Here is a 21,276-nt window from a genome sequence, read left to right on the forward strand (position 1 = left end):
CTTCAGTGCCCGCGTGATCGAGTCCGCTAAATAAGTGTCCGACAGCTCGCCGACCGGGCATTCTCCGCCCGATCGGCACACATCGGACTGCGTGGCCGGATAACCTCGTTGGATTGATCCGGCCAGCAGTCAGCTAGGGTGGCGTCCCGCGACGGCCAGCGGGTAGACCGTCAGCAAGTATTAGGGGAGTAGTAGTACCTTGCCGGTGGTGGCCCGGGATTCCAGGGCTGTATGTGCGGTGCCGGCCTCGGCCAGATCAAAGCTGGCCCCGATGCGCACGTCGAGGGTGCCGCTGGCCGCCCAGCCGAAAACATCGCCGAAACGCCACGCGTGCTCGTGCGGGTCCTCAATGAAATGGTTCAGCGAGGGGCGGGTGACCTTCAGCGAGCCGCCGGTGTTTAGGCGTTGCAGGTCGAAGGGCGGGACCTGACCGCTAGCTCCGCCGAAGAGCACCAGGGTGCCGCGGGTGCGCAGTGCCGCTAGGGAGGTTTCGAAGGTGTCCTTGCCAATGCCGTCATACACGGCATGTACCCCGCGCCCGTCGGTGACTTCGGCGACGGTGTCGGCGACCTGATCGTAATCCACCACGTAGTCGGCTCCGGCGGCCTTGGCCAGGTCCTTCTTCTCTTGCGTGGAGGCGGTGGTGATTACCGTGGCGCCCTTGAGTTTGAGCATCTGGGTAAGAAGCAGTCCCACGCCACCGGCCCCGGCATAGCTCAGTATCACGTCGTCCTGACGCACCAAGTAACTCGAGTGCACCAGGTAGTGTGCGGTCATTCCCTGCAGCGGTAGAGCGGCGGCCAACTGCAAGTCCATGCCTTGCGGGACCTTGCCAACATGTTCGGCCTTGACCACTGCATATTCGGCATAACCGGCCACAGCTCGCGAGGTGGCCACGGCCTCGCCGATGCTGAGTCCCTGCACGCCTTCGCCGAGGGCGGCGACGGTGCCGGAGATTTCTGATCCTGGGGTGAAGGGGTAGTCCACCGGGTAGACGCCGGAGCGCTGGTAGGTTTCGATGAAATTAACCCCGATAGCCGCGACCTTGACGAGAATCTCGCCGGGCCCCGGGGTCGGCGCCTGCGTGCGGGTTACCTTCAGCACCTCTGCTCCGCCGGGGACGCTGACGACAATGGCGTTTTGCTGCATGCTCACTCCTGAATCCATCTCGAGGCTGCCGGGCAGGCTTCCGACTGGAAGCCGGTGGCCCGTCACCGCTACAACGTTACTCTTCGGGGGCCCGCATCCGTGGTGCGCAAGGCACCGCCGTGTCATAGTGAATATTTATTAGGTTTCATGAATATGCAGCGGTAGAGTGAGGTCATGACGATTTCAGTAGCAGTCTCCGGCGCCAGTGGATACGCCGGTTCAGAGGTGTTGCGCCTGTTGGCCAACCACCCAGAGGTCAGCATCGGCACCATCACCGCGCATTCGCAGGCCGGGCAGCGACTCGGGGCCGTGGCCCCGCACCTGCATTCACTGGCCGACCGCGAACTGGTCGAAACCACGGCGGAGAATCTGGCCGGGCACGATGTCGTCTTCCTGGCGTTGCCGCACGGAGCCAGCGCTCAGCTGGCCGCCGAACTGCCCGCCGAAACCCTGATTATCGACGCGGGCGCCGATCACCGGCTAGAGTCCGCGGCCGCGTGGGAAAAGTTCTACGGCAGCGCGCACGCCGGGCACTGGCCCTATGGCCTGCCCGAATTGCCCGGCGGACGCCAGGCGCTGCGCGGCACCACCCGTGTGGCGGTTCCCGGCTGCTATCCCACCGGAGCCCAGCTCGCGTTGGTGCCCGGCTTTGCCGCGGGCCAGCTGGCCCCCGAAGATGTTGTGATCGTCTCGGCCTCCGGCACCTCCGGCGCCGGTAAGGCGGCCAAGGCTCACTTGCTTGGCGCCGAGGTGATGGGTTCGATGAGCCCCTACGGCGTAGGCGGCGTGCACCGGCACATCCCCGAAATGGAACAGGGCTTCTCCAAGGCCGCCGGCGAGGCAGTGACCGTCTCCTTCACCCCGACGCTGGCCCCCATGCCGCGCGGCATCCTCACCACCGCGACCGCCCGGGTGCGCCCCGGGGTCAGCGCCGCGCAGCTACGCGAGGCGTGGGCCGCCGCCTACGCCGAGGAACCCTTCATTCATTTGCTTCCCGAGGGCCAGTGGCCCACGACCGGCGCGGTGCTGGGCAGCAACCATGTGCAGTTGCAGTTGGCGCTGGATGAACACGCCGGACGCGTGATCGTCAGCGCGGCACTGGACAACCTGACCAAGGGCACCGCCGGTGCCGCCGTGCAATCGATGAATATCGCCCTCGGGTTGCCCGAAACCCTGGGCCTGAGCCAGCAAGGAGTGGCCCCGTGAGCCAGCCGACCGAGAATTCCCCCGCCACCGAAGGCATCACCACTCCGGCCGGCTTCAGTGCCGCTGGCGTTGCCGCGGGACTGAAGTCCACCGGTGCCAACGATGTGGTGGTGGTGCGTAACCAGGGTCCACAGTTCGCCGCCGCCGCGGTGTTCACCTCGAACCGCGTGGCCGCCGCCCCGGTGCACTGGTCGCGTCAGGTGATCGCCGATGGGCGCGCCGATGCGGTGGTGCTCAACTCCGGTGGTGCCAACGCGTGCACTGGCCCGGAAGGTTTCGCCAACACCCACCGCACCGCCGAACATGCCGCCGAAGCGCTGGGCGTTTCGGCCGGCGACGTGCTGGTCTGCTCCACCGGCCTGATCGGCGAGCAGCTCCCCATGGACAAGCTACTGCCTGGGGTGAGCGCCGCCGTGGAGGCGCTGGCCGCAACCCCCGAGGCGGGTTTGTCTGCCGCCACCGGCATCATGACCACCGACACCGTCCCGAAGCACGGGGCACGTCACGGATCCGGCTACGCCATCGGCGGGATCGCCAAGGGGGCGGGCATGCTGGCCCCGGCGCTAGCCACCATGCTCGTGGTGCTCACCACCGACGCGGAACTCGACGCCGCGGAACTGGATGGTGCCCTACGCGCCGCCACCGCGCTGAGCTTTGACCGCGCCGACTCCGATGGATGCATGTCCACCAACGACACCGTGGTGCTGCTGGCCTCCGGGGCCAGCGGCGTGCGCCCGGATCTTCAGGAGTTCACCGCGGAACTGACCGGGCTGTGCCAAGAGCTGGCCAAGGGGCTGATCGACGACGCCGAGGGCGCGCAACACACCATCACGGTGCGCACCTTCAACGCGGCCAGCGAGGCCGACGCACTTGAGGTCTCCCGTGCGGTCTCCCGCTCCAACCTGGTGAAAACCGCCATCTTCGGCCGCGACCCGAACTGGGGCCGGGTGCTTTCCGAGGTGGGCACCACCGCCGCAGCATTCGAACCCGAGCAGCTGAACGTGTCCATCAACGGGGTGCAGGTCTGCCGCAACGGCGGGGTCGGCGAGGACCGCTCGCTGGTCCAGTTCAGTGGCCGCGAGGTCGCCATCGACATCGACCTGAACGCCGGGTCGGCCGAGGCAAGCATCCTCACCAACGACCTGACCCACGATTACGTGCATGAAAATTCCGCCTACTCCAGTTAGGTCGGCCAGAGCAGAACAGGCAGAGACGATGAGCGAGAGAAACCCCACCGATACCGCACTGGCCCAGCGCAAGGCCGAGGCACTGATCGAGGCGCTGCCCTGGATCCAACGCTTCACCGGAACCACCATGGTGATCAAGTACGGCGGCAATGCCATGGTGAACGATGATCTGCGTCGCGCCTTCGCCGAAGACATCGTCTTCCTGCGCCACGCCGGAATCAAGCCGGTCGTCGTGCACGGCGGGGGACCGCAGATCAATAAGATGCTGAAGACCCTGGGCATCGAATCCGAGTTCCGCGGCGGCCTGCGGGTAACCACCCCCGAGGCCATGGATGTGGTGCGCATGGTGCTCACCGGTCAGGTGCAGCGCGACCTGATCGGGCTGATCAACTCGCACGGTCCCTACGCGGTGGGCCTCTCCGGGGAGGACGGGGCCACGTTGCAGGCGGTCCGCACCGGAACCATCGTCGATGGATTGCCGGTGGATCTGGGGCTGGTCGGTGAGGTCACGCGGGTACGCACCGATCAGGTCGATTCGCTCGTGGCGGCCGGAATGATCCCGGTGATCTCCACCGTCGCCCCGGAGTTCGACGAACGCGGCGAACCCACCGGCGCGGTGCTGAACGTCAACGCCGACACCGCCGCGGCCGAACTGGCCGTGGCCCTGGGCGCCTCCAAACTCGTCATCCTCACCGACGTCGAGGGTCTCTACGCCGCGTGGCCGGATAAGTCCTCGCTGATCACCTCGCTGAGCAACGAAGAACTGCGCGCGCTGTTACCGTCGCTGGAATCGGGCATGATCCCGAAGATGGGCGCCTGCCTCAAGGCCGTGGATGCCGGGGTGCCGCGCGCCCACATCGTCGACGGACGCCAACCACATTCGATGCTGCTCGAGGTGTTCACCACCGCCGGTGTGGGCACCCAGGTGCGGCCCGAGGGGGAGAACCAATGAACCAGCCAGCACCACAGCCTTCCGATGCGCTCGCCGCGCTCGGGGCACTGCCATCCACCGCGCTGACCGAACGCTACACCGGTAGCCTGCTGGGAGTGTTCGGTACCCCGCAGCGGGTGCTCGTGCGCGGTTCCGGCGCCCACGTGTGGGACGCGGATGGCAAACAGTACCTGGATCTGCTCGGCGGGATCGCGGTCAACACCCTGGGCCATGGCCACCCGCTGCATACCAGCGTGATCTCCTCGCAGCTTGCCACCTTGGGGCATGTGTCGAACTTCTTCACCTCGCCCGGGCAGATCGCCCTGGCCGAGTCGCTGCTGAAGATCGCTAGCGCCCCGGGCGGTTCGAAGGTGTTCTTCACCAACTCCGGCACCGAGGCCAATGAGGCGGCGCTGAAGCTCGCCCGGCGCAACAGCGGTAGTGCCGAGAGCCCGCGCACCAAGGTGATCGCCCTAGAGAACGCCTTCCACGGCCGTTCCCTCGGCGCCCTGTCGCTGACCTGGAAGAAGGCCTACCGCGAGCCCTTCGAACCGCTGCCCGGTGAGGTGCAGTGGGTGCCGGCCGGTGATATCGAGGCCCTACGCGAAGCCGTCGATGAGCACACCCAGGCGGTATTTATCGAACCAATTCAGGGCGAGGCCGGGGTGCATGAGCTGAGCACGGAGTACCTGCGTGCGGCCCGCGCCATCACCCACGAAGCCGGAGCGCTACTGATTTTCGACGAGGTGCAAACCGGTATGGGGCGGACCGGAAGCTACCTGGCTAGCGCCCCGGTGCTACCCGATGCCATCACCTTGGCCAAGGGGCTGGGCGCCGGGTTCCCCATTGGCGCGTTGATCACCCTGGGCCACGAGATCTCGGACCTGTTGAAGCCGGGGGATCACGGCACCACCTTCGGCGGGAACCCGGTGGCCACCGCCGCCGGCTTGGCCACCTTGCACGTGCTGGAAAAGGAGAACCTACTCGAGCACGCCGCGAGTACCGGTAGCTGGCTGCGCGAGCAGTTGGCCGAACTATCGGGGGTCACCGAGGTGCGCGGCCGCGGTCTGCTCATCGGCTTCGACCTGGCCGGCGACTACGCCCCCGAGGTGGTCAAGGCCGCGCTCGAGGCCGGCTTCATCATCAATACCACCGGCCCACGCACACTGCGTTTGGCCCCTCCGTTGATCATCACCCGCGAGCAACTGAGTACATTTATCGACGCCCTGCCCGGCCTCATCGGCCAGGCGATGGCACACCGCAAGGAGCATTAAATGGCCACCACCCGTCACTTTTTGACCGACCTCGACCTGAGCCCCGGCGAACAGCGCGAGGTGCTAGACCTGGCCCTGGCCATGAAGGCCGACCGCTTCGGCTATCGTCCCTACGCGGGGCCGCAAACGGTTGCGGTGTTCTTCGATAAGACCTCAACCCGCACCCGGGTGTCCTTCCACGCCGGCATCGCCGAACTGGGCGGCAGCCCGCTGATCGTGAACTCCGCGGAATCCCAGCTCGGACACAAGGAGTCCATCGCCGACTCGGCCCGCGTGCTCGAGCGCATGGTCTCCACCATCGTGTGGCGCACCTACGCCCAGTCGGGCTTGGAAGAAATGGCACAGCATTCAAAGGTGCCGGTGATCAATGCGCTCTCCGATGACTACCATCCCTGCCAACTACTGGCCGACCTGCTCACCATCCGTGAACACAAGGGCGAGCTAAAGGGGCTGAAGCTGGCCTATCTGGGCGATGCGGCGAACAATATGGCCAACTCCTACCTGCTGGCCGCGGTCAACGCAGGAATGCACGTGGCCATCGCCGGACCCGAGGGCTACCACCCCGAGCAACGCATCATTGCCGCCGCCCAGCTGCGCGCCAATGAGACCGGCGCGAAAATCACCATCACCTCCAACCCCGCCGAGGCGCTGGCCGACGCCGACGTGGTGGCCACCGACACCTGGGTGTCGATGGGACAGGAGGAGGAAAAGGCCGAGCGGCTCAAGCTGTTCACCGACTACCAGGTCAACGCGCAGGCCATGGCGGCGGCCAAGTCCGATGCCATCGTGTTGCATTGCCTGCCGGCCTACCGCGACTATGAGATCACCGCCGAGGTGATCGATGGGCCACAGTCGGTCGTGTTCGACGAGGCGGAAAACCGTGTGCACGCGCAGAAGGCCCTGATGGCCTGGCTGATGGCGGCCTCGGGGTTGAGCGCCGGCCCGGCCGGTGCTCCCCGAGAAAGCGGGGACTAAATGGTCGGCCAGCCCAGCACCAAAACCGCCCGTCAAGCACGAATCCGTAGCTTCCTTGCCGCGCATTCGGTGCGATCCCAGGCGGAATTGCTCGCACTCCTCAAGGACGATGGGCTCGAGGTCACCCAGGCCACGCTCTCCCGGGATCTGGTGGAGATCGGGGCGGTGCGGGTCCGCGACACCACCGGGCAACTGATCTACGCGATTCGCTCCGAGGGTGGGGACCGCAGCCCGCAAACCGTGCTGACCCAAGAGGTGCTCGACGCGCGACTGGCGAAGATCTGCCAGGATCATCTGGTCACCGCCGAAGCCTCGGCCAACATTGTGGTGTTGCGGACCCCGCCCGGGGCGGCCAACCTGCTGGCGTTGTCCATCGACCATTCCCAGTTGCCCTCGGTGCTCGGCTGTATCGCCGGTGACGACACCGTCATGGTGATCACTCGCGATCCGGCCGGCGGCGCCGAGGTGGCCTCCCGTTTCCTGCGGTTGGCCGAAAGCAGCTAACCAGAGTCTGAACAGTACGGCGGGCCGATGCATGAGCATCGGCCCGCCGCTGTCATCTATCGCCTCCTAGGCGGCAACCTCCTGCGTTGAGGGGAGCCCGAAAGCCTGCTCAAAGGCCTGCTGCACCTGATCGGTGTGCGAAACCATGATGATTTTGTGAATCGGCGAAATGTGCAGGTTTGTCTGCACCCAGCCCCCAATGGCTTCCGTGGCGATTTCGGCCACCTGCTGCGGATCCCATCCGAAGGCGCCCGCGCCGATGGCGGGGAAGGCGATGGAATGTGCGTCATGGCGCGCGGCCACATAGAGCGAGTTGTTGAAGCAGTCGGCCAGAATCTTCGGGTTCGGCTTCGCGCCGGGCAGGCTCAGGTTGGGTGCCGCGGTGTGCACAACCCACTTCGCATGCAGATTCCCGGCCTTGGTGGCCACGGCAATGCCGGAGGAGATTCCGTCGGGATAGTTCCCGGCTCGTAGTTCGCGACAGGCGGCCAGGAGCTCGGGTCCCGCTGCGGCGTGAATGGCACCATCTACACCACCGCCACCAAGCAGTGAGGGGTTGGCTGCGTTGACAATTGCGTCGACGTGCAGCGTGGTGATATCGCCACGGTACAACTGGATTTCCATGGGTGAACCTCCAATGAAGCATCCGCTTTCTACTGTTGCCCTTTACCTTACGACTACGTGCGACGTGGGGGAAGAGCTTCATCATTGTATATTTATGAGTAACAATGAATATTCCTCTGTTACAGTGGAGGCAACGCAAAAGCGCGACGACTACCGATCAAATATCAAGCCACGCACACGCGGGTTCGAAAGGATGAAGCCATGTCCTCAGTAGAGCAGGGATCGACCAACCAGGGTTCGCTGTGGGGCGGTCGCTTCTCCGGCGGACCGGCCGATGCCATGGCGGCACTGAGCAAATCAACGCATTTCGACTGGCGACTGGCCAGCTACGATATCGCCGGTTCGCGGGCGCACGCCAAGGTGCTGCACCGCGCCTCGCTGCTGAGCGACGACGAACTCGACGGCATGCTCGCGGCCCTCGACCAGCTCGATGCCGACGTGGCAAACCAGGTGTACGTCGCCGCCGAGTCCGACGAGGACGTGCACGGCTCCCTCGAGCGGGGACTGCTTGAACGCGCCGGAGCGCAACTCGGCGGCAAGCTTCGCGCCGGGCGCTCCCGCAACGACCAGATCGCCACCATGGGACGCATGTTCCTGCGCGATCACGCGCGGATCATCTGCGCCGGTGTGCTCGACGTAGCCGAGGCCCTGCTCGCCCAGGCCAAAGCCCACCCCTATGCGCCGATGCCCGGCCGCACCCACCTGCAGCATGCGCAGCCGATCCTGCTCTCGCACCTGCTTCTGGCCTACGCCTGGCCGCTGGTCCGCAACGTGCAGCGCTTCATGGACTGGGATAAGCGCGCGGCCATCTCGCCCTACGGCTCCGGGGCGCTCGCCGGGCAGACGCTGGGCCTGGACCCTAACTTCGTCGCCGCCGAACTAGGCTTCGAATCGGCCGTACACAACTCCATCGATGGCACCGCGGCCCGCGATGTGTTCGCCGAGTTCGGCTGGGTGGCCGCCATGACCGGTGTAGACCTCTCGCGCATCAGCGAGGAAGTGATCCTCTGGGCCACCAAGGAGTTCTCCTTCGTGACCCTGCACGACGCCTACTCCACCGGTTCCTCGATCATGCCGCAGAAGAAGAACCCGGATATCGCCGAACTGGCTCGCGGTAAGGCCGGCCGCCTCATCGGCGACCTGACCGGCCTGCTGGCCACACTCAAGGCGCTGCCGCTGGCCTACAACCGCGACCTGCAAGAGGATAAGGAGCCGGTCTTCGACGCGGCCGACACCCTGGAACTGCTGCTTCCGGCCGTGGCCGGCATGATCGCCACGCTGAGCTTCAACACCGAGCGGATGGCCGAGCTGGCCCCACAGGGGTTCGCCTTGGCCACCGACATCGCCGAATGGCTGGTCCGTCAGGGGGTGCCGTTCCGCGAGGCGCACGAGCTGTCGGGTGCGGCCGTGAAGCTTGCCGAGTCCCGTGGCGTCGAACTGTGGGATCTGAGCGACGAGGACTACGCCGGGATCTCCGAGCACCTGACCCCCGGGGTGCGCGAGGTGCTCTCCACCGAGGGTTCGCTCAACGCCCGCAACGGCCAGGGCGGTACGGCCCCAAGCGCCGTGGCCGCGCAGATCGAGGCCTTCGAAGAGCAGCTGAACGCCGCACGTCAGTGGCTTAGCTAAACCCGTGCGCGCACCGCGCCACGGCAACCCGTGGCGCGGTGCGGCAATGGCCCATCCGCGGTATTAGAGTATGTGGCATGACACGTCTACTGCCGCCAAGTGAGCTACTGGCCTTGGTCGAAACCTCGATCGACGAGCTTGTTTCGCAACTGCGCGCCACCGACCTTGCCCGCTATCCGCATCCCAGCTCGCTGCCCGGATGGAGCACCGCCCAACTGGTGGCCCACCTGCACTCCCTGGCACGGGCCGCGGTGCGCCAATTTGAGCACGCCGGTAGCGAGAACCCGCCGGAAATGTACGACGGCGGCATGGCCGGCCGCGTTGAGGCGATCAACATGACGGCGCTGATGCGTCCCGAAAAACTTGCCGAGCTGACCATTGAGTCCCTTGGCGCACTCCGGGAGAGCCTGCCCGGCCTCGAGGAACGGTGGGAGCAGCCCGTGGGCTACCGGCCAGGAGCCACCGTGGCCGACATGGTGTATGCGGTATGGCGCGAAATGCTGATTCACGCCACTGATCTCGATGCGTCGGTACGCCCGGCCGCTAGCTGGCCGCAAGCCTTCACCGATCACCTGTTGCGGGCCCTGAAGGCTCGCGTTGCCCCCGGTGATCGGATTGTCCTGCAGCCTCACGGAAAGCAGCCCATGGTACTCGGTGGCGGCGATCGCTCGTGGGTGCTGACCGGCACCGACTACGATTTGGCCGCATGGCTGGCCGGTCGCCCCAGCACCGGGGTGGTGCAGGCCACCGCCGCGGCAGACTCTGCGGACTTCCCGAACCTCGACCCGTGGCCGTCCACGGTACTGATGGATCGCTAGGAGCAGGTCCACGCGTAGGTTACGGCCGTAGTAAACGGTAGACTTGAGCCTCGTGGCTGAGAATGAAAGCATCATCGACCTGTTAGATCGTCTCTGTGCAGTTGTGCCGGACTACCCGTCGCCGGGCATCTCCTTTAAGGACCTGACGCCGGTTTTTGCGGACCCAACCGGGCTACGGCGGATCGTCGACGAACTGATCGCCCCCTTCGCCGGCACCTTTGACCTGGTGGCCGGGCTCGAAGCTCGGGGCTTTGTCTTGGCAGCCGCCGCGGCCTACGCATCAGGTACCGGAATGCTCACCATCCGAAAGGCCGGTAAGTTGCCGCGCGAAACCTTCCGCGACGACTACAGCCTGGAATATGGCTCCGGGTCTCTGGAGATCCATCGCGATGAGTTCAAACCGGGCACCCGGGTGCTGGTGCTCGATGATGTCTTGGCCACCGGTGGCACGGTTGGCTCGGCGCTGCGTCTGCTGGAACTGGCCGGCGCGCAGGTGGCCGGCATTGGCGTGGTCCTCGAGCTGGAAGAGCTCAACGGACGGGCGCAACTGCCGGAAACTAAGTTGGTGTCCTTGCAAAAGGTCTAGTGAGTACGTCGTTCGCTAGGGGCGATTACCCACCGGTACCGCAGAGGGCGTAGGATGATCTGTCCGGAATTAACGGCAGGTCAGTGCGGGAGGGAGCCTAGATGGCGGGGTCGATCGAGAAGGATTTGCGGTCCGAATCGGAATATGTCGGCAAGTTATACGCGCGGTTAGATGAGCTGCGTGCCGAGAAAGTTGAACAGCTCGAACGCACACGCGCCACCGGCGCCGTTGGTAGCTTCCAGAACCAATCAGAGCGTGACTCCTTTGCCACGCTCTACGAGGATCGCATTGCCCAGCTCGACGCCGTGGAAGATCGTTTGGTTTTCGGCCGCTTGGACCTCGACGCAAAGGCCGCGCAGAACGGTGGCACCCCACGGTATATCGGTCGTATCGGCCTGACCGATGAGGAGCTGAACCGGTTGCTGGTCGACTGGCGCGCCGCCGAAGCAGCCCCGTTTTATCAGGCCACCGCGCTCAACCCGCGCGGGGTACGCCGGCGCCGTCACCTCATCCTGAAATCGCGCGCCGTGGCCGGGATCGAAGATGACGTTCTGGACGCCACCTGGCTGGATGAGGGTCACACCTTCCACGGCGAGGGTGCCCTGCTCTCGGCGCTGCGCGAGAAGCGCACCGGGCGCATGGGAGATATTGTCGGCACGATTCAGGCCGAACAGGATGCCATCATCCGCCGTGAGCTCGCCGGAGCGGTAGTCGTTCAAGGCGGGCCGGGTACCGGCAAAACCGCCGTGGCGCTGCACCGTGCGGCCTATCTGCTCTACGAATACCGCGAGCGTCTGCGCAATGCCGGCGTGCTCATCGTCGGCCCCTCGCATTCGTTTATGCGCTACATCGAACGTGTGCTGCCCTCGCTGGGTGAAACCGGCGTGGTAATGTCCTCGCTCGCGGATCTGTTCCCCGGCGTTCAGGCGATCCCGGAAACCGACCGGAGCGTCGCCCGCATCAAGGGCCGCCTCGAGATGCGTAAGGTGATCGCCGCCGCGGTGCGCAACCGACAGCGTCTACTGCACGCAGATCGACTGCTCAACGTCGAAGGCACGCTGTTGACCCTCACCCCGCGGATGGTGCGGCACGCCCGCGAGCGGGCACGGCATAGCCGCAAGCCACATAACCAGGCCCGTGAGATCTTCGTGAAAACCCTGGTGGGGGAGCTGGTCGAGCAGCTGCAAACGAAACTCGAGGAGTCCTCGGGCAACGGCAACACCGCCGACCGTTCCTACCTGCCACAGGAGGTGCGCGAGTCCGCCGACGTGCGGGTGGCGCTGAACCTCTGCTGGATGCCGCTAAGCCCGCAGCGACTGGTCTCCGAACTGTGGGCGCAACCGCATCTGTTGGCCGCCGCCGCACCGCATTTGACCGAAGCCGAACGCGACGCGCTGTTCCGCCCGGTCGGTGAACCCTTTACCGAAGCCGACGTGCCCTTGCTCGACGAGGCCGCCGAGCTGTTGGGCGACTACATCGATCCCAGCAGTCTGCCGGACGAAGAGCAGTACGGTCGCGACGTCGAGAACGCCAAGGCGGCACTGCAGAATATGGACACGATGCTGGCCAATGCCGGTATTGATGGAATCGTCGATGCCGAGATGCTCGCCGGGATTAATCAGGAGACGGCGGCTCACCTTTCGGCCGCCGACCGGGCGCTCTCGGACCGGACGTGGGCCTACGGCCATATTGTGGTGGACGAAGCGCAGGAGCTCTCGCCGATGCAGTGGCATCTGCTGATGCGTCGTTGCCCCATGAAATCGCTGACCATTGTGGGGGATATTGCGCAGACCTCGGCCGCCTCTGGTGCGCAATCGTGGGCGCAGGCCCTGGAGCCATTCCTTCAGGACCGGTTCCACCTCGAAGAGCTCACGGTCAACTACCGCACACCGGCGCAGATCGCGCGGGCCGCGGAGTCGATGGCGCGTGCCGCTGGCCTGCAAATCACCAAAACCAGTTCCGTGCGTGAAGGCGACTTCAGCCCGGTGTTCACCAGCGTGGACAGCGAAGATGAGATCGCGCCGACCAAGACCCTTGCCAACGCGGTCCTAGGTGCCCTGCCCGGCGAACTTGAGCACACGGCGGGCGGGTTGCAGGCGGTTATTGTCCCGGCGCATCGATTGGTCGAGTTCCGTCAACGGATCGCCCAGGAGTATGGCTCGCGCGTAGGCACTGGCTCCGGTGGGCTCACCCAGGATCTCGTGGTGATTTCGGCCCGTGAATCCAAGGGCTTGGAATTCGACGGCGTGCTGGTGGTCGAACCGGCCGAACTGGTAGCCGAGGTGGATGGGACCGTCGGTGACCTGTATGTGGCGATGACTCGAGCCACCACCCGGTTGCACGTGCTGCACTCGCAACCATTGCCTGCCGGGCTGCAGCCGGTGCGTAGTTAGCATCCCGCCGCCGCTTGTTATCCCACCGTCGTCATGCTGCCTAGTGGTGGCGTTGGCGGCGGTGGGATTTTGCTACTCTTGAAGAGTGTCTGAGCTGAAGCAGAATCCCGTTCTTGCGGGACAAAGTAATGATCCGTCGTTCGAGAATATCTGGCAGGAATTGAAGTGGCGTGGACTGGTCCACGTTTCCACCGATGAAACCGCGCTGGAGAAAACCCTTGCCGAGGATTCGATCACTTACTATTGCGGCTTTGACCCCACTGCGCCGTCGTTGCATCTGGGCAACCTCGTACAGCTTTTGAATATGCGCCGACTGCAGCTGGCCGGTCACAAGCCATTGGCCCTCGTCGGTGGTTCGACCGGTCTGATCGGCGACCCGCGGCAGACTGCTGAGCGTACCCTGAATACCAAGGAGACCGTCGCCGAATGGGTGGCGAAGCTTCAGGATCAGGTCTCGCGCTTCCTGTCGGCCGAGGGGGATAACGCCGTACGTCTGGTCAATAACCTCGACTGGACCGCAAACGTGAGCGCCCTGGACTTCCTGCGCGATATTGGAAAGTACTTCCGTGTTGGCACGATGATCAAGAAAGAGATCGTCGCCGCGCGCCTGAACTCCGAAGAGGGAATTAGCTACACCGAGTTCAGCTACCAGGTGTTGCAGGGCTACGACTACTTGCAGCTAAACCGACTCTACGACTGCACCTTGCAGACTGGTGGTTCGGATCAGTGGGGTAACCTCACCAGCGGCACCGAGCTGATTCGCAAGGTGGACGCCAAGCACGTGCATGCCTACGGTACTCCGCTGATTACCAACTCGGATGGCACCAAGTTTGGTAAGTCCGAGGGCAACGCGATCTGGCTGGACGCGGAGATGTGCAGCCCGTACACCTTCTACCAGTTCTGGCTGAACACCGCCGACGCCGATGTGATCGATCGCCTGAAGGTCTTTACCTTCATGACGCGCGAAGAGATCGAGGCCTTGGCCGTTGAGGTTGCCGAGCGTCCGCACCAGCGCAAGGCGCAGCGCGAATTGGCGTGGGCCGTTACTTCGCTGGTACATGGAGAGGAAGCAACGCAGAAGGTTATTGATGCTTCGGCAGCTGTTTTTGGCAATGGCGAATTGCAGAGTATTGATCTGGAAACCTTGCAGTCGGTAATTGCTGAATTGCCACGAGCCACCGTAGAAGCCGAAAGCCTGAATATTCTTTCGGTGCTCACGACCTCGGGTTTGAGCAAGTCGCAGTCTGAGGCACGGCGAACCGTGTCCGAAGGCGGCGCCTACGTCAACAACCAGAAGGTTGAGGGCATTGACAGTGAACTGTCGGCCGATGATTTCTTGCACGGTCGGTATGCACTGGTTCGGCGCGGTAAGAAGAACATGGCCGTCGTTGAACTGGCCGGCTAGAGCGCCCGAGTAGCAACAAAACCCGCTAGATTTTGTGAAGCAGCACACAAAATCTAGCGGGTTTTTACGTCTCATCGGATAAACGCCTAGTCAGCTCGGATTTATCGAGCTCAAAGGCGGGAGTTGACCGGTTTTGCGTTGCTCTGGAATCCGTGTATAGTTTTTCTCTGTCGCCGGAACGGCCACCACGGATTTCACGAGGTGTTCACCGGTTGATGAGCTTCCAGTCAGGAACTGCTCACCGGTTCGGATTTGCATCCGGAGGGTGGCGGTGGTAGGCTAGGAAAGTTGCTCCGAAGCGAAGCAGTCGCCCGTGATAGTGGGTGGGTGTGGTGTCGAGAGTGTTTGTTGTTTGAGAACTCAATAGTGTGCCAAGTTTGTTGATACCGAATGTTTATTTATTTGGTGAATACATAACATTTTGCTTGGAATGATGCACCCCCGTGTGTTGTTCCGAGTGTTTTTTATTCGCCAGGATGTACGCTGGTTCGCCTTTATTTTCCGAAGGGTTCTAGCGGCTTTTTATTTTTTTATGGAGAGTTTGATCCTGGCTCAGGATGAACGCTGGCGGCGTGCTTAACACATGCAAGTCGAACGATGAACCAGGTGCTTGCACTTGGGGATTAGTGGCGAACGGGTGAGTAACACGTGAGTAACCTGCCCCTGACTCTGGGATAAGCCCGGGAAACTGGGTCTAATACCGGATATGACTGTTCACCGCATGGTGGGTGGTTGAAAGATTTATCGGTGAGGGATGGACTCGCGGCCTATCAGCTTGTTGGTGAGGTAATGGCTCACCAAGGCGACGACGGGTAGCCGGCCTGAGAGGGTGACCGGCCACACTGGGACTGAGACACGGCCCAGACTCCTACGGGAGGCAGCAGTGGGGAATATTGCACAATGGGCGAAAGCCTGATGCAGCGACGCCGCGTGAGGGATGACGGCCTTCGGGTTGTAAACCTCTTTCAGTAGGGAAGAAGCGAAAGTGACGGTACCTGCAGAAGAAGCGCCGGCTAACTACGTGCCAGCAGCCGCGGTAATACGTAGGGCGCAAGCGTTATCCGGATTTATTGGGCGTAAAGAGCTCGTAGGCGGTTTGTCGCGTCTGCCGTGAAAGTCCAAGGCTCAACCTTGGATCTGCGGTGGGTACGGGCAGACTAGAGTGATGTAGGGGAGACTGGAATTCCTGGTGTAGCGGTGAAATGCGCAGATATCAGGAGGAACACCGATGGCGAAGGCAGGTCTCTGGGCATTTACTGACGCTGAGGAGCGAAAGCATGGGGAGCGAACAGGATTAGATACCCTGGTAGTCCATGCCGTAAACGTTGGGCACTAGGTGTGGGGGACATTCCACGTTTTCCGCGCCGTAGCTAACGCATTAAGTGCCCCGCCTGGGGAGTACGGCCGCAAGGCTAAAACTCAAAGGAATTGACGGGGGCCCGCACAAGCGGCGGAGCATGCGGATTAATTCGATGCAACGCGAAGAACCTTACCAAGGCTTGACATGTGCCAGACCGCCTCAGAGATGGGGTTTCCCTTCGGGGCTGGTTCACAGGTGGTGCATGGTTGTCGTCAGCTCGTGTCGTGAGATGTTGGGTTAAGTCCCGCAACGAGCGCAACCCTCGTTCCATGTTGCCAGCACGTAATGGTGGGGACTCATGGGAGACTGCCGGGGTCAACTCGGAGGAAGGTGGGGATGACGTCAAATCATCATGCCCCTTATGTCTTGGGCTTCACGCATGCTACAATGGCCGGTACAATGGGTTGCGATACTGTGAGGTGGAGCTAATCCCTAAAAGCCGGTCTCAGTTCGGATTGGGGTCTGCAACTCGACCCCATGAAGTCGGAGTCGCTAGTAATCGCAGATCAGCAACGCTGCGGTGAATACGTTCCCGGGCCTTGTACACACCGCCCGTCAAGTCACGAAAGTTGGTAACACCCGAAGCCGATGGCCTAACCACCTTGTGTGGGGGGAGTCGTCGAAGGTGGGACTGGCGATTGGGACTAAGTCGTAACAAGGTAGCCGTACCGGAAGGTGCGGCTGGATCACCTCCTTTCTAAGGAGCTAAACCATTATGGTTGCCTGTTTCTGTCACGAGTGTTGGCAGGCGGGTTGCTCATGGGTGGAATATCAATGAATCGCGGCATCCTGTGGCGCCCCGTTGGTGGGGTGGTGTGGGGTGTTGGCTGTGCTTGGTGCTGTTGGTTGATGCGTGCGTAGTACGCCGTGCCGTTGCTTCGCTCCACTGTGGTGGGGTGTGGTGGTGGTGTGGTTGGAATCGTGGTGTTGGCCGGTGGTGCTGGTGTGGTTTGGCATGCTGTTGGGTTTTGAAGCAACAAGCCTTTGGGTTTGGTGTTTCGGTGTTTCCTGTGTCTGTTGGACGCGTACCCCTTGGTGGGTGTGTGGTCGGTGGGTGTGGGGTTGTTGTTTGGGAACTGTATAGTGAACGCGAGCATCTTATAAGATGACCCTTTTTCCTGCCCCCTTTGTGTGGGTGGGTTGCTGATGGCACTGTTGTCCTGATGGTGTTGTTGGTGGGTTGTTTTGTGATTTTGTTGATTGTTTTTGTTGCTCATTTTTGAGGACTTTGATTTGTGTTGAAGTTTTTAAGGGCGCACGGTGGATGCCTTGGCATCAGGAGCCGATGAAGGACGTGGGAATCTGCGATAAGCCTGGTGGAGTCGATAACCGGACGTTGAGGCCAGGATTTCCGAATGGGGAAACCCCGCACCATGTTATGTGGTGTGACCTGCAGCTGAATGTATAGGCTGTGTGGAGGGAACGCGGGGAAGTGAAACATCTCAGTACCCGCAGGAAGAGAAAACAATAGTGATTCCGTTAGTAGTGGCGAGCGAACGCGGATGGGGCTAAACCGGTTGGTGTGTGATAGCGGATAGGCGTTGCATCATCGGTGTTGTGGGGTCCGCACGTTACCAGTTCTATCTACGCTGGTGGGATGAGGTGCAGGCGTATAGGTGAATCGGTTGGAATGCCGGACCATAGAGGGTGATAGTCCCGTAGGTGTAATGCGTGCTGCCGTTCTTGTGTGGATGCCCGAGTAGCACGGGGCCCGTGAAACCTTGTGTGAATCTGCCAGGACCACCTGGTAAGCCTGAATACTACCTGATGACCGATAGTGAATCAGTACCGTGAGGGAATGGTGAAAAGTACCCCGGGAGGGGAGTGAAATAGTACCTGAAACCGTGTGCTTACAATCCGTTAGAGCAAACTTGTTTTGTGATGGCGTGCCTTTTGAAGAATGAGCCTGCGAGTTAGTGCTGTGTCGCGAGGTTAACCCGTGTGGGGTAGCCGTAGCGAAAGCGAGTCTGAATAGGGCGTTTGAGTGGCACGGTCTAGACCCGAAGCGAAGTGATCTACCCATGGCCAGGTTGAAGCGCGTGTAAGAGCGTGTGGAGGACCGAACCCACTTCAGTTGAAAATGGAGGGGATGAGCTGTGGGTAGGGGTGAAAGGCCAATCAAACTTCGTGATAGCTGGTTCTCCCCGAAATGCATTTAGGTGCAGCGTTACGTGTTTCTTGCCGGAGGTAGAGCTACTGGATAGGCGATGGGCCCTACAAGGTTACTGACCTTAGCCAAACTCCGAATGCCGGTAAGTGAGAGCGTAGCAGTGAGACTGTGGGGGATAAGCTTCATAGTCGAGAGGGAAACAGCCCAGAACGCCAACTAAGGCCCCTAAGCGTGTGCTAAGTGGGAAAGGATGTGGAGTTGCTGTGACAACCAGGAGGTTGGCTTAGAAGCAGCCACCCTTGAAAGAGTGCGTAATAGCTCACTGGTCAAGTGATTCCGCGCCGATAATGTAGCGGGGCTCAAGCACACCGCCGAAGTTGCGTCATTCAAATATTTGCTTGGTTTCGATCGAGCGTTTGGATGGGTAGGGGAGCGTCGTATAGCGGGTGAAGTCGCGGTGTAAACCAGCGGTGGACGCTATACGAGTGAGAATGCAGGCATGAGTAGCGAATGACGGGTGAGAAACCCGTCCGCCGAATGATCAAGGGTTCCAGGGTCAAGCTAATCTGCCCTGGGTTAGTCGGGACCTAAGGCGAGGCCGACAGGCGTAGTCGATGGACAACGGGTTGATATTCCCGTACCGGCGAAGAACCGCCCATACCGTAGCGACGGATGCTAACCACCTCTGAGACCGTGCTCAGTGCCTTTCGAGGTGCTGGTGTGGTGGATGGGCTGGGAACCGATGTTGTGAGGTCAGCGTATTAACAGGTGTGACGCAGGAAGGTAGCCGAGCCAGGCAATGGAATTGACCTGGTCCAAGGGTGTAGGAAGAGTGGTAGGCAAATCCGCCGCTCATTGATTCTGAGACCTGATAGGCGCCCCTTTGGTGGGGTGATTCGGTGATCCTATGCTGCCTAGAAAAGCATCGGCGCGAGGTTCAAGTCCGCCCGTACCCTAAACCGACACAGGTGATCAGGTAGAGAATACTAAGGCGATCGAGAGAATCATGGTTAAGGAACTCGGCAAAATGCCCCCGTAACTTCGGAAGAAGGGGGGCCTGCCTCGTGACGGAGATTTACTCTCTTGAGCGGGTGTGGGCCGCAGAGACCAGGGGGAAGCGACTGTTTACTAAAAACACAGGTCCGTGCGAAGTCGCAAGACGATGTATACGGACTGACTCCTGCCCGGTGCTGGAAGGTTAAGAGGACTCGTTAGTGCTTTGGCGCGAAGCGGAGAATTTAAGCCCCAGTAAACGGCGGTGGTAACTATAACCATCCTAAGGTAGCGAAATTCCTTGTCGGGTAAGTTCCGACCTGCACGAATGGAGTAACGACTTCCCCGCTGTCTCAACCATGAACTCGGCGAAATTGCAGTACGAGTAAAGATGCTCGTTACGCGCAGCAGGACGGAAAGACCCCGAGACCTTTACTATAGTTTGGTATTGGTGTTCGGTGCAGCTTGTGTAGGATAGGTGGGAGACTGTGAAGCTCAGACGCTAGTTTGGGTGGAGTCATCGTTGAAATACCACTCTGGCTGTATCGGTCACCTAACTTCGGACCATGATCTGGTTCAGGGACAGTGCCTGATGGGTAGTTTAACTGGGGCGGTTGCCTCCCAAAATGTAACGGAGGCGCCCAAAGGTTCCCTCAGCCTGGTTGGCAATCAGGTGTTGAGTGTAAGTGCACAAGGGAGCTTGACTGTGAGAGTGACAGCTCGAGCAGGGACGAAAGTCGGGACTAGTGATCCGGCGGCACCTCGTGGAAGGGCCGTCGCTCAACGGATAAAAGGTACCTCGGGGATAACAGGCTGATCTTGCCCAAGAGTCCATATCGACGGCATGGTTTGGCACCTCGATGTCGGCTCGTCGCATCCTGGGGCTGGAGTAGGTCCCAAGGGTTGGGCTGTTCGCCCATTAAAGCGGTACGCGAGCTGGGTTTAGAACGTCGTGAGACAGTTCGGTCCCTATCCGCTGCGCGCGTTGGAAATTTGAGAAGGGCTGTCCTTAGTACGAGAGGACCGGGACGGACAAACCTCTGGTGTGTCAGTTGTACTGCCAAGTGCACCGCTGATTAGCTACGTTTGGAAGGGATAACCGCTGAAAGCATCTAAGCGGGAAGCCTGCTTCGAGATGAGATTTCCATGCACCTTGAGTGTGTGAGGCCCCCAGCTAGACCACTGGGTTGATAGGCAGGATGTGGAAGCAAGGACTAAAGACTTGTGTAGCTGACCTGTACTAATAGGCCGATGACTTACAACACACAACATAACGATCCTTTGAAAAAGACAAGGTTTTGTTCGCGTTCACTATACGGTTACGAGACAACAACCCCCTCAAACACACGCGTGTGCGTGTGTGGGGCAGGTTGTATCGGTAACACATTTTTGCTTCGAGACTGTTACGGCGGTCATAGCGTGGGGGAAACGCCCGGTCCCATACCGAACCCGGAAGCTAAGGCCCACTGCGCCGATGGTACTGCACTCGTGAGGGTGTGGGAGAGTAGGACGCCGCCGGACTAAACTTATGATGTGGTTTGAGGCCCTAACACACAGTGTGTGTTAGGGCCTCACCCGTTTAACCAACAGAAATAACGTGCTGCTAGGTCTATTGCCAGTTGTTTTTAGAGCGTGATCGCTTGCGGGTATGTTGGCTCGCGGAACCGTGGGTTGTTTATTCGGCATACTGAACGTATGAAGATTCACGTGCTGTACACCCCCGATTGCCCGAACTACCAACTGGCGATTGCGAACGTACGTGCCGCGCTGGCGCAGCTGAACCGCTCTGATGACGTAGCTGTTATTGAAGAAGTGCAAACAGGAAAAGCGTCGGTACACTCAACGCCGCGAGTGGCGTCTCCCACCATTCTTCTTAACGGAATCGATCTGTTCGACATGGATACGTCCGTTGAAGGCCTGACCTGCCGTCTGTATCAATCAGACTCTGGTCTAAAGGGGGCACCTTCAGTAGCGGAAATAGTAAGCGCCCTTCTGGCCAAGGGTATTGACGAGTTATGATGATGCACTTGCACTGGCTCGAAGAGTCTTTCATCTCGGCGTTGAGAGTCTAAGGTTCTGAGTGTCTGCACACACTTTAGCCAGATCTGTTTTTCAACCGGGCTGGCCCCCGT

Annotated in this window: 14 protein-coding genes and 3 rRNA genes; 15 read left to right on the plus strand and 2 right to left on the minus strand. The window is 61.4% G+C overall.

Translation table 11 applies throughout. The features are described from left to right. Positions 1–180: 180 nt before the first annotated feature. Positions 181–1,149, minus strand: a complete 969-nt coding sequence (locus ACYU0X_RS05905) for a quinone oxidoreductase family protein (RefSeq protein WP_461902415.1) — start codon at positions 1,147–1,149, stop codon at positions 181–183. Positions 1,150–1,323: 174 nt separating this feature from the next. Here ACYU0X_RS05905 and argC point away from each other — a divergent pair, with 174 nt between their 5' ends. Genes argC through ACYU0X_RS05935 form a run of 6 tightly spaced genes read left to right on the plus strand, consistent with a single transcriptional unit; the run spans position 1,324 to position 7,226 of the window. Further along, a complete protein-coding gene (gene argC, locus ACYU0X_RS05910) occupies positions 1,324–2,355 on the plus strand; it encodes an N-acetyl-gamma-glutamyl-phosphate reductase (RefSeq protein WP_461902416.1) in 1,032 nt (343 codons plus the stop codon). Continuing rightward, positions 2,352–3,542 (plus strand): bifunctional glutamate N-acetyltransferase/amino-acid acetyltransferase ArgJ, encoded by a 1,191-nt coding sequence (gene argJ / locus ACYU0X_RS05915; protein WP_461902417.1) that lies wholly within the window; start codon positions 2,352–2,354, stop codon positions 3,540–3,542. The genes argC and argJ overlap by 4 nt, the downstream gene beginning before the upstream one ends. Before the next feature lie 28 nt (positions 3,543–3,570). Then, positions 3,571–4,494 carry an acetylglutamate kinase gene (gene argB / locus ACYU0X_RS05920; RefSeq protein ID WP_461902418.1) on the plus strand — a complete coding sequence of 308 codons (924 nt, stop codon included), beginning with the start codon at positions 3,571–3,573 and terminating at the stop codon, positions 4,492–4,494. Continuing rightward, entirely contained in the window at positions 4,491–5,747 is a 1,257-nt protein-coding gene (locus tag ACYU0X_RS05925; protein ID WP_461902419.1) for an acetylornithine transaminase, read from the plus strand. Before argB ends, ACYU0X_RS05925 begins: the two co-directional genes overlap by 4 nt. Beyond that, positions 5,748–6,722 (plus strand): ornithine carbamoyltransferase, encoded by a 975-nt coding sequence (gene argF / locus ACYU0X_RS05930; protein ID WP_461902420.1) that lies wholly within the window; start codon positions 5,748–5,750, stop codon positions 6,720–6,722. Continuing rightward, on the plus strand, positions 6,723–7,226 hold the full coding sequence (locus ACYU0X_RS05935; RefSeq protein WP_418908854.1) for an arginine repressor: 504 nt from the start codon (positions 6,723–6,725) through the stop codon (positions 7,224–7,226). Positions 7,227–7,292: 66 nt separating this feature from the next. On the opposite strand, the gene ACYU0X_RS05940 is transcribed toward ACYU0X_RS05935, so the two are convergent. After that, positions 7,293–7,850, minus strand: a complete 558-nt coding sequence (locus ACYU0X_RS05940) for a macro domain-containing protein (protein ID WP_461902421.1) — start codon at positions 7,848–7,850, stop codon at positions 7,293–7,295. Positions 7,851–8,051: 201 nt separating this feature from the next. Between ACYU0X_RS05940 and argH the strand changes: the two genes are divergently transcribed. The 9 genes from argH (at position 8,052) to ACYU0X_RS05985 (ending at position 21,163) form a co-directional block, all read left to right on the plus strand. Next, positions 8,052–9,479, plus strand: coding sequence for an argininosuccinate lyase (gene argH, locus ACYU0X_RS05945; protein WP_461902422.1), 1,428 nt, complete (start codon positions 8,052–8,054; stop codon positions 9,477–9,479). A gap of 77 nt (positions 9,480–9,556) precedes the next feature. Then, a complete protein-coding gene (locus ACYU0X_RS05950; RefSeq protein ID WP_461902423.1) occupies positions 9,557–10,297 on the plus strand; it encodes a maleylpyruvate isomerase family mycothiol-dependent enzyme in 741 nt (246 codons plus the stop codon). 43 nt (positions 10,298–10,340) lie between these two features. Continuing rightward, on the plus strand, positions 10,341–10,883 hold the full coding sequence (locus ACYU0X_RS05955; protein WP_418908858.1) for an adenine phosphoribosyltransferase: 543 nt from the start codon (positions 10,341–10,343) through the stop codon (positions 10,881–10,883). Between the two features lie 101 nt (positions 10,884–10,984). After that, a complete protein-coding gene (locus ACYU0X_RS05960) occupies positions 10,985–13,276 on the plus strand; it encodes a HelD family protein (RefSeq protein WP_461902424.1) in 2,292 nt (763 codons plus the stop codon). Positions 13,277–13,361: 85 nt separating this feature from the next. After that, entirely contained in the window at positions 13,362–14,681 is a 1,320-nt protein-coding gene (gene tyrS / locus ACYU0X_RS05965; RefSeq protein WP_461902425.1) for a tyrosine--tRNA ligase, read from the plus strand. Between the two features lie 529 nt (positions 14,682–15,210). Beyond that, a 16S ribosomal RNA gene (locus ACYU0X_RS05970) occupies positions 15,211–16,738 on the plus strand. 540 nt (positions 16,739–17,278) lie between these two features. Beyond that, positions 17,279–20,409: ribosomal RNA gene (locus tag ACYU0X_RS05975) — 23S ribosomal RNA — on the plus strand. 139 nt (positions 20,410–20,548) lie between these two features. Further along, positions 20,549–20,665 (plus strand): 5S ribosomal RNA (gene rrf / locus ACYU0X_RS05980). The 16S, 23S and 5S rRNA genes sit together here, the layout of an rRNA operon. A 174-nt stretch (positions 20,666–20,839) precedes the next feature. Beyond that, a complete protein-coding gene (locus ACYU0X_RS05985) occupies positions 20,840–21,163 on the plus strand; it encodes a hypothetical protein (RefSeq protein WP_461902426.1) in 324 nt (107 codons plus the stop codon). The last annotated feature ends 113 nt before the right edge of the window (positions 21,164–21,276 follow it).

The organism is Glutamicibacter sp. X7 (assembly GCF_054889245.1).

Coding starts and splice junctions, on each gene's coding strand:
- ACYU0X_RS05935 (WP_418908854.1), top strand. CDS start 6,723: ATGGTCGGCCAGCCCAGCACCAAAACCGCCCGTCAAGCACGAATCCGT.
- ACYU0X_RS05940 (WP_461902421.1), bottom strand. CDS start 7,850: ATGGAAATCCAGTTGTACCGTGGCGATATCACCACGCTGCACGTCGAC.
- ACYU0X_RS05950 (WP_461902423.1), top strand. CDS start 9,557: ATGACACGTCTACTGCCGCCAAGTGAGCTACTGGCCTTGGTCGAAACC.
- ACYU0X_RS05985 (WP_461902426.1), top strand. CDS start 20,840: ATGAAGATTCACGTGCTGTACACCCCCGATTGCCCGAACTACCAACTG.
- argC (WP_461902416.1), top strand. CDS start 1,324: ATGACGATTTCAGTAGCAGTCTCCGGCGCCAGTGGATACGCCGGTTCA.
- argH (WP_461902422.1), top strand. CDS start 8,052: ATGTCCTCAGTAGAGCAGGGATCGACCAACCAGGGTTCGCTGTGGGGC.
- ACYU0X_RS05905 (WP_461902415.1), bottom strand. CDS start 1,149: ATGCAGCAAAACGCCATTGTCGTCAGCGTCCCCGGCGGAGCAGAGGTG.
- argB (WP_461902418.1), top strand. CDS start 3,571: ATGAGCGAGAGAAACCCCACCGATACCGCACTGGCCCAGCGCAAGGCC.
- argF (WP_461902420.1), top strand. CDS start 5,748: ATGGCCACCACCCGTCACTTTTTGACCGACCTCGACCTGAGCCCCGGC.
- ACYU0X_RS05960 (WP_461902424.1), top strand. CDS start 10,985: ATGGCGGGGTCGATCGAGAAGGATTTGCGGTCCGAATCGGAATATGTC.
- ACYU0X_RS05925 (WP_461902419.1), top strand. CDS start 4,491: ATGAACCAGCCAGCACCACAGCCTTCCGATGCGCTCGCCGCGCTCGGG.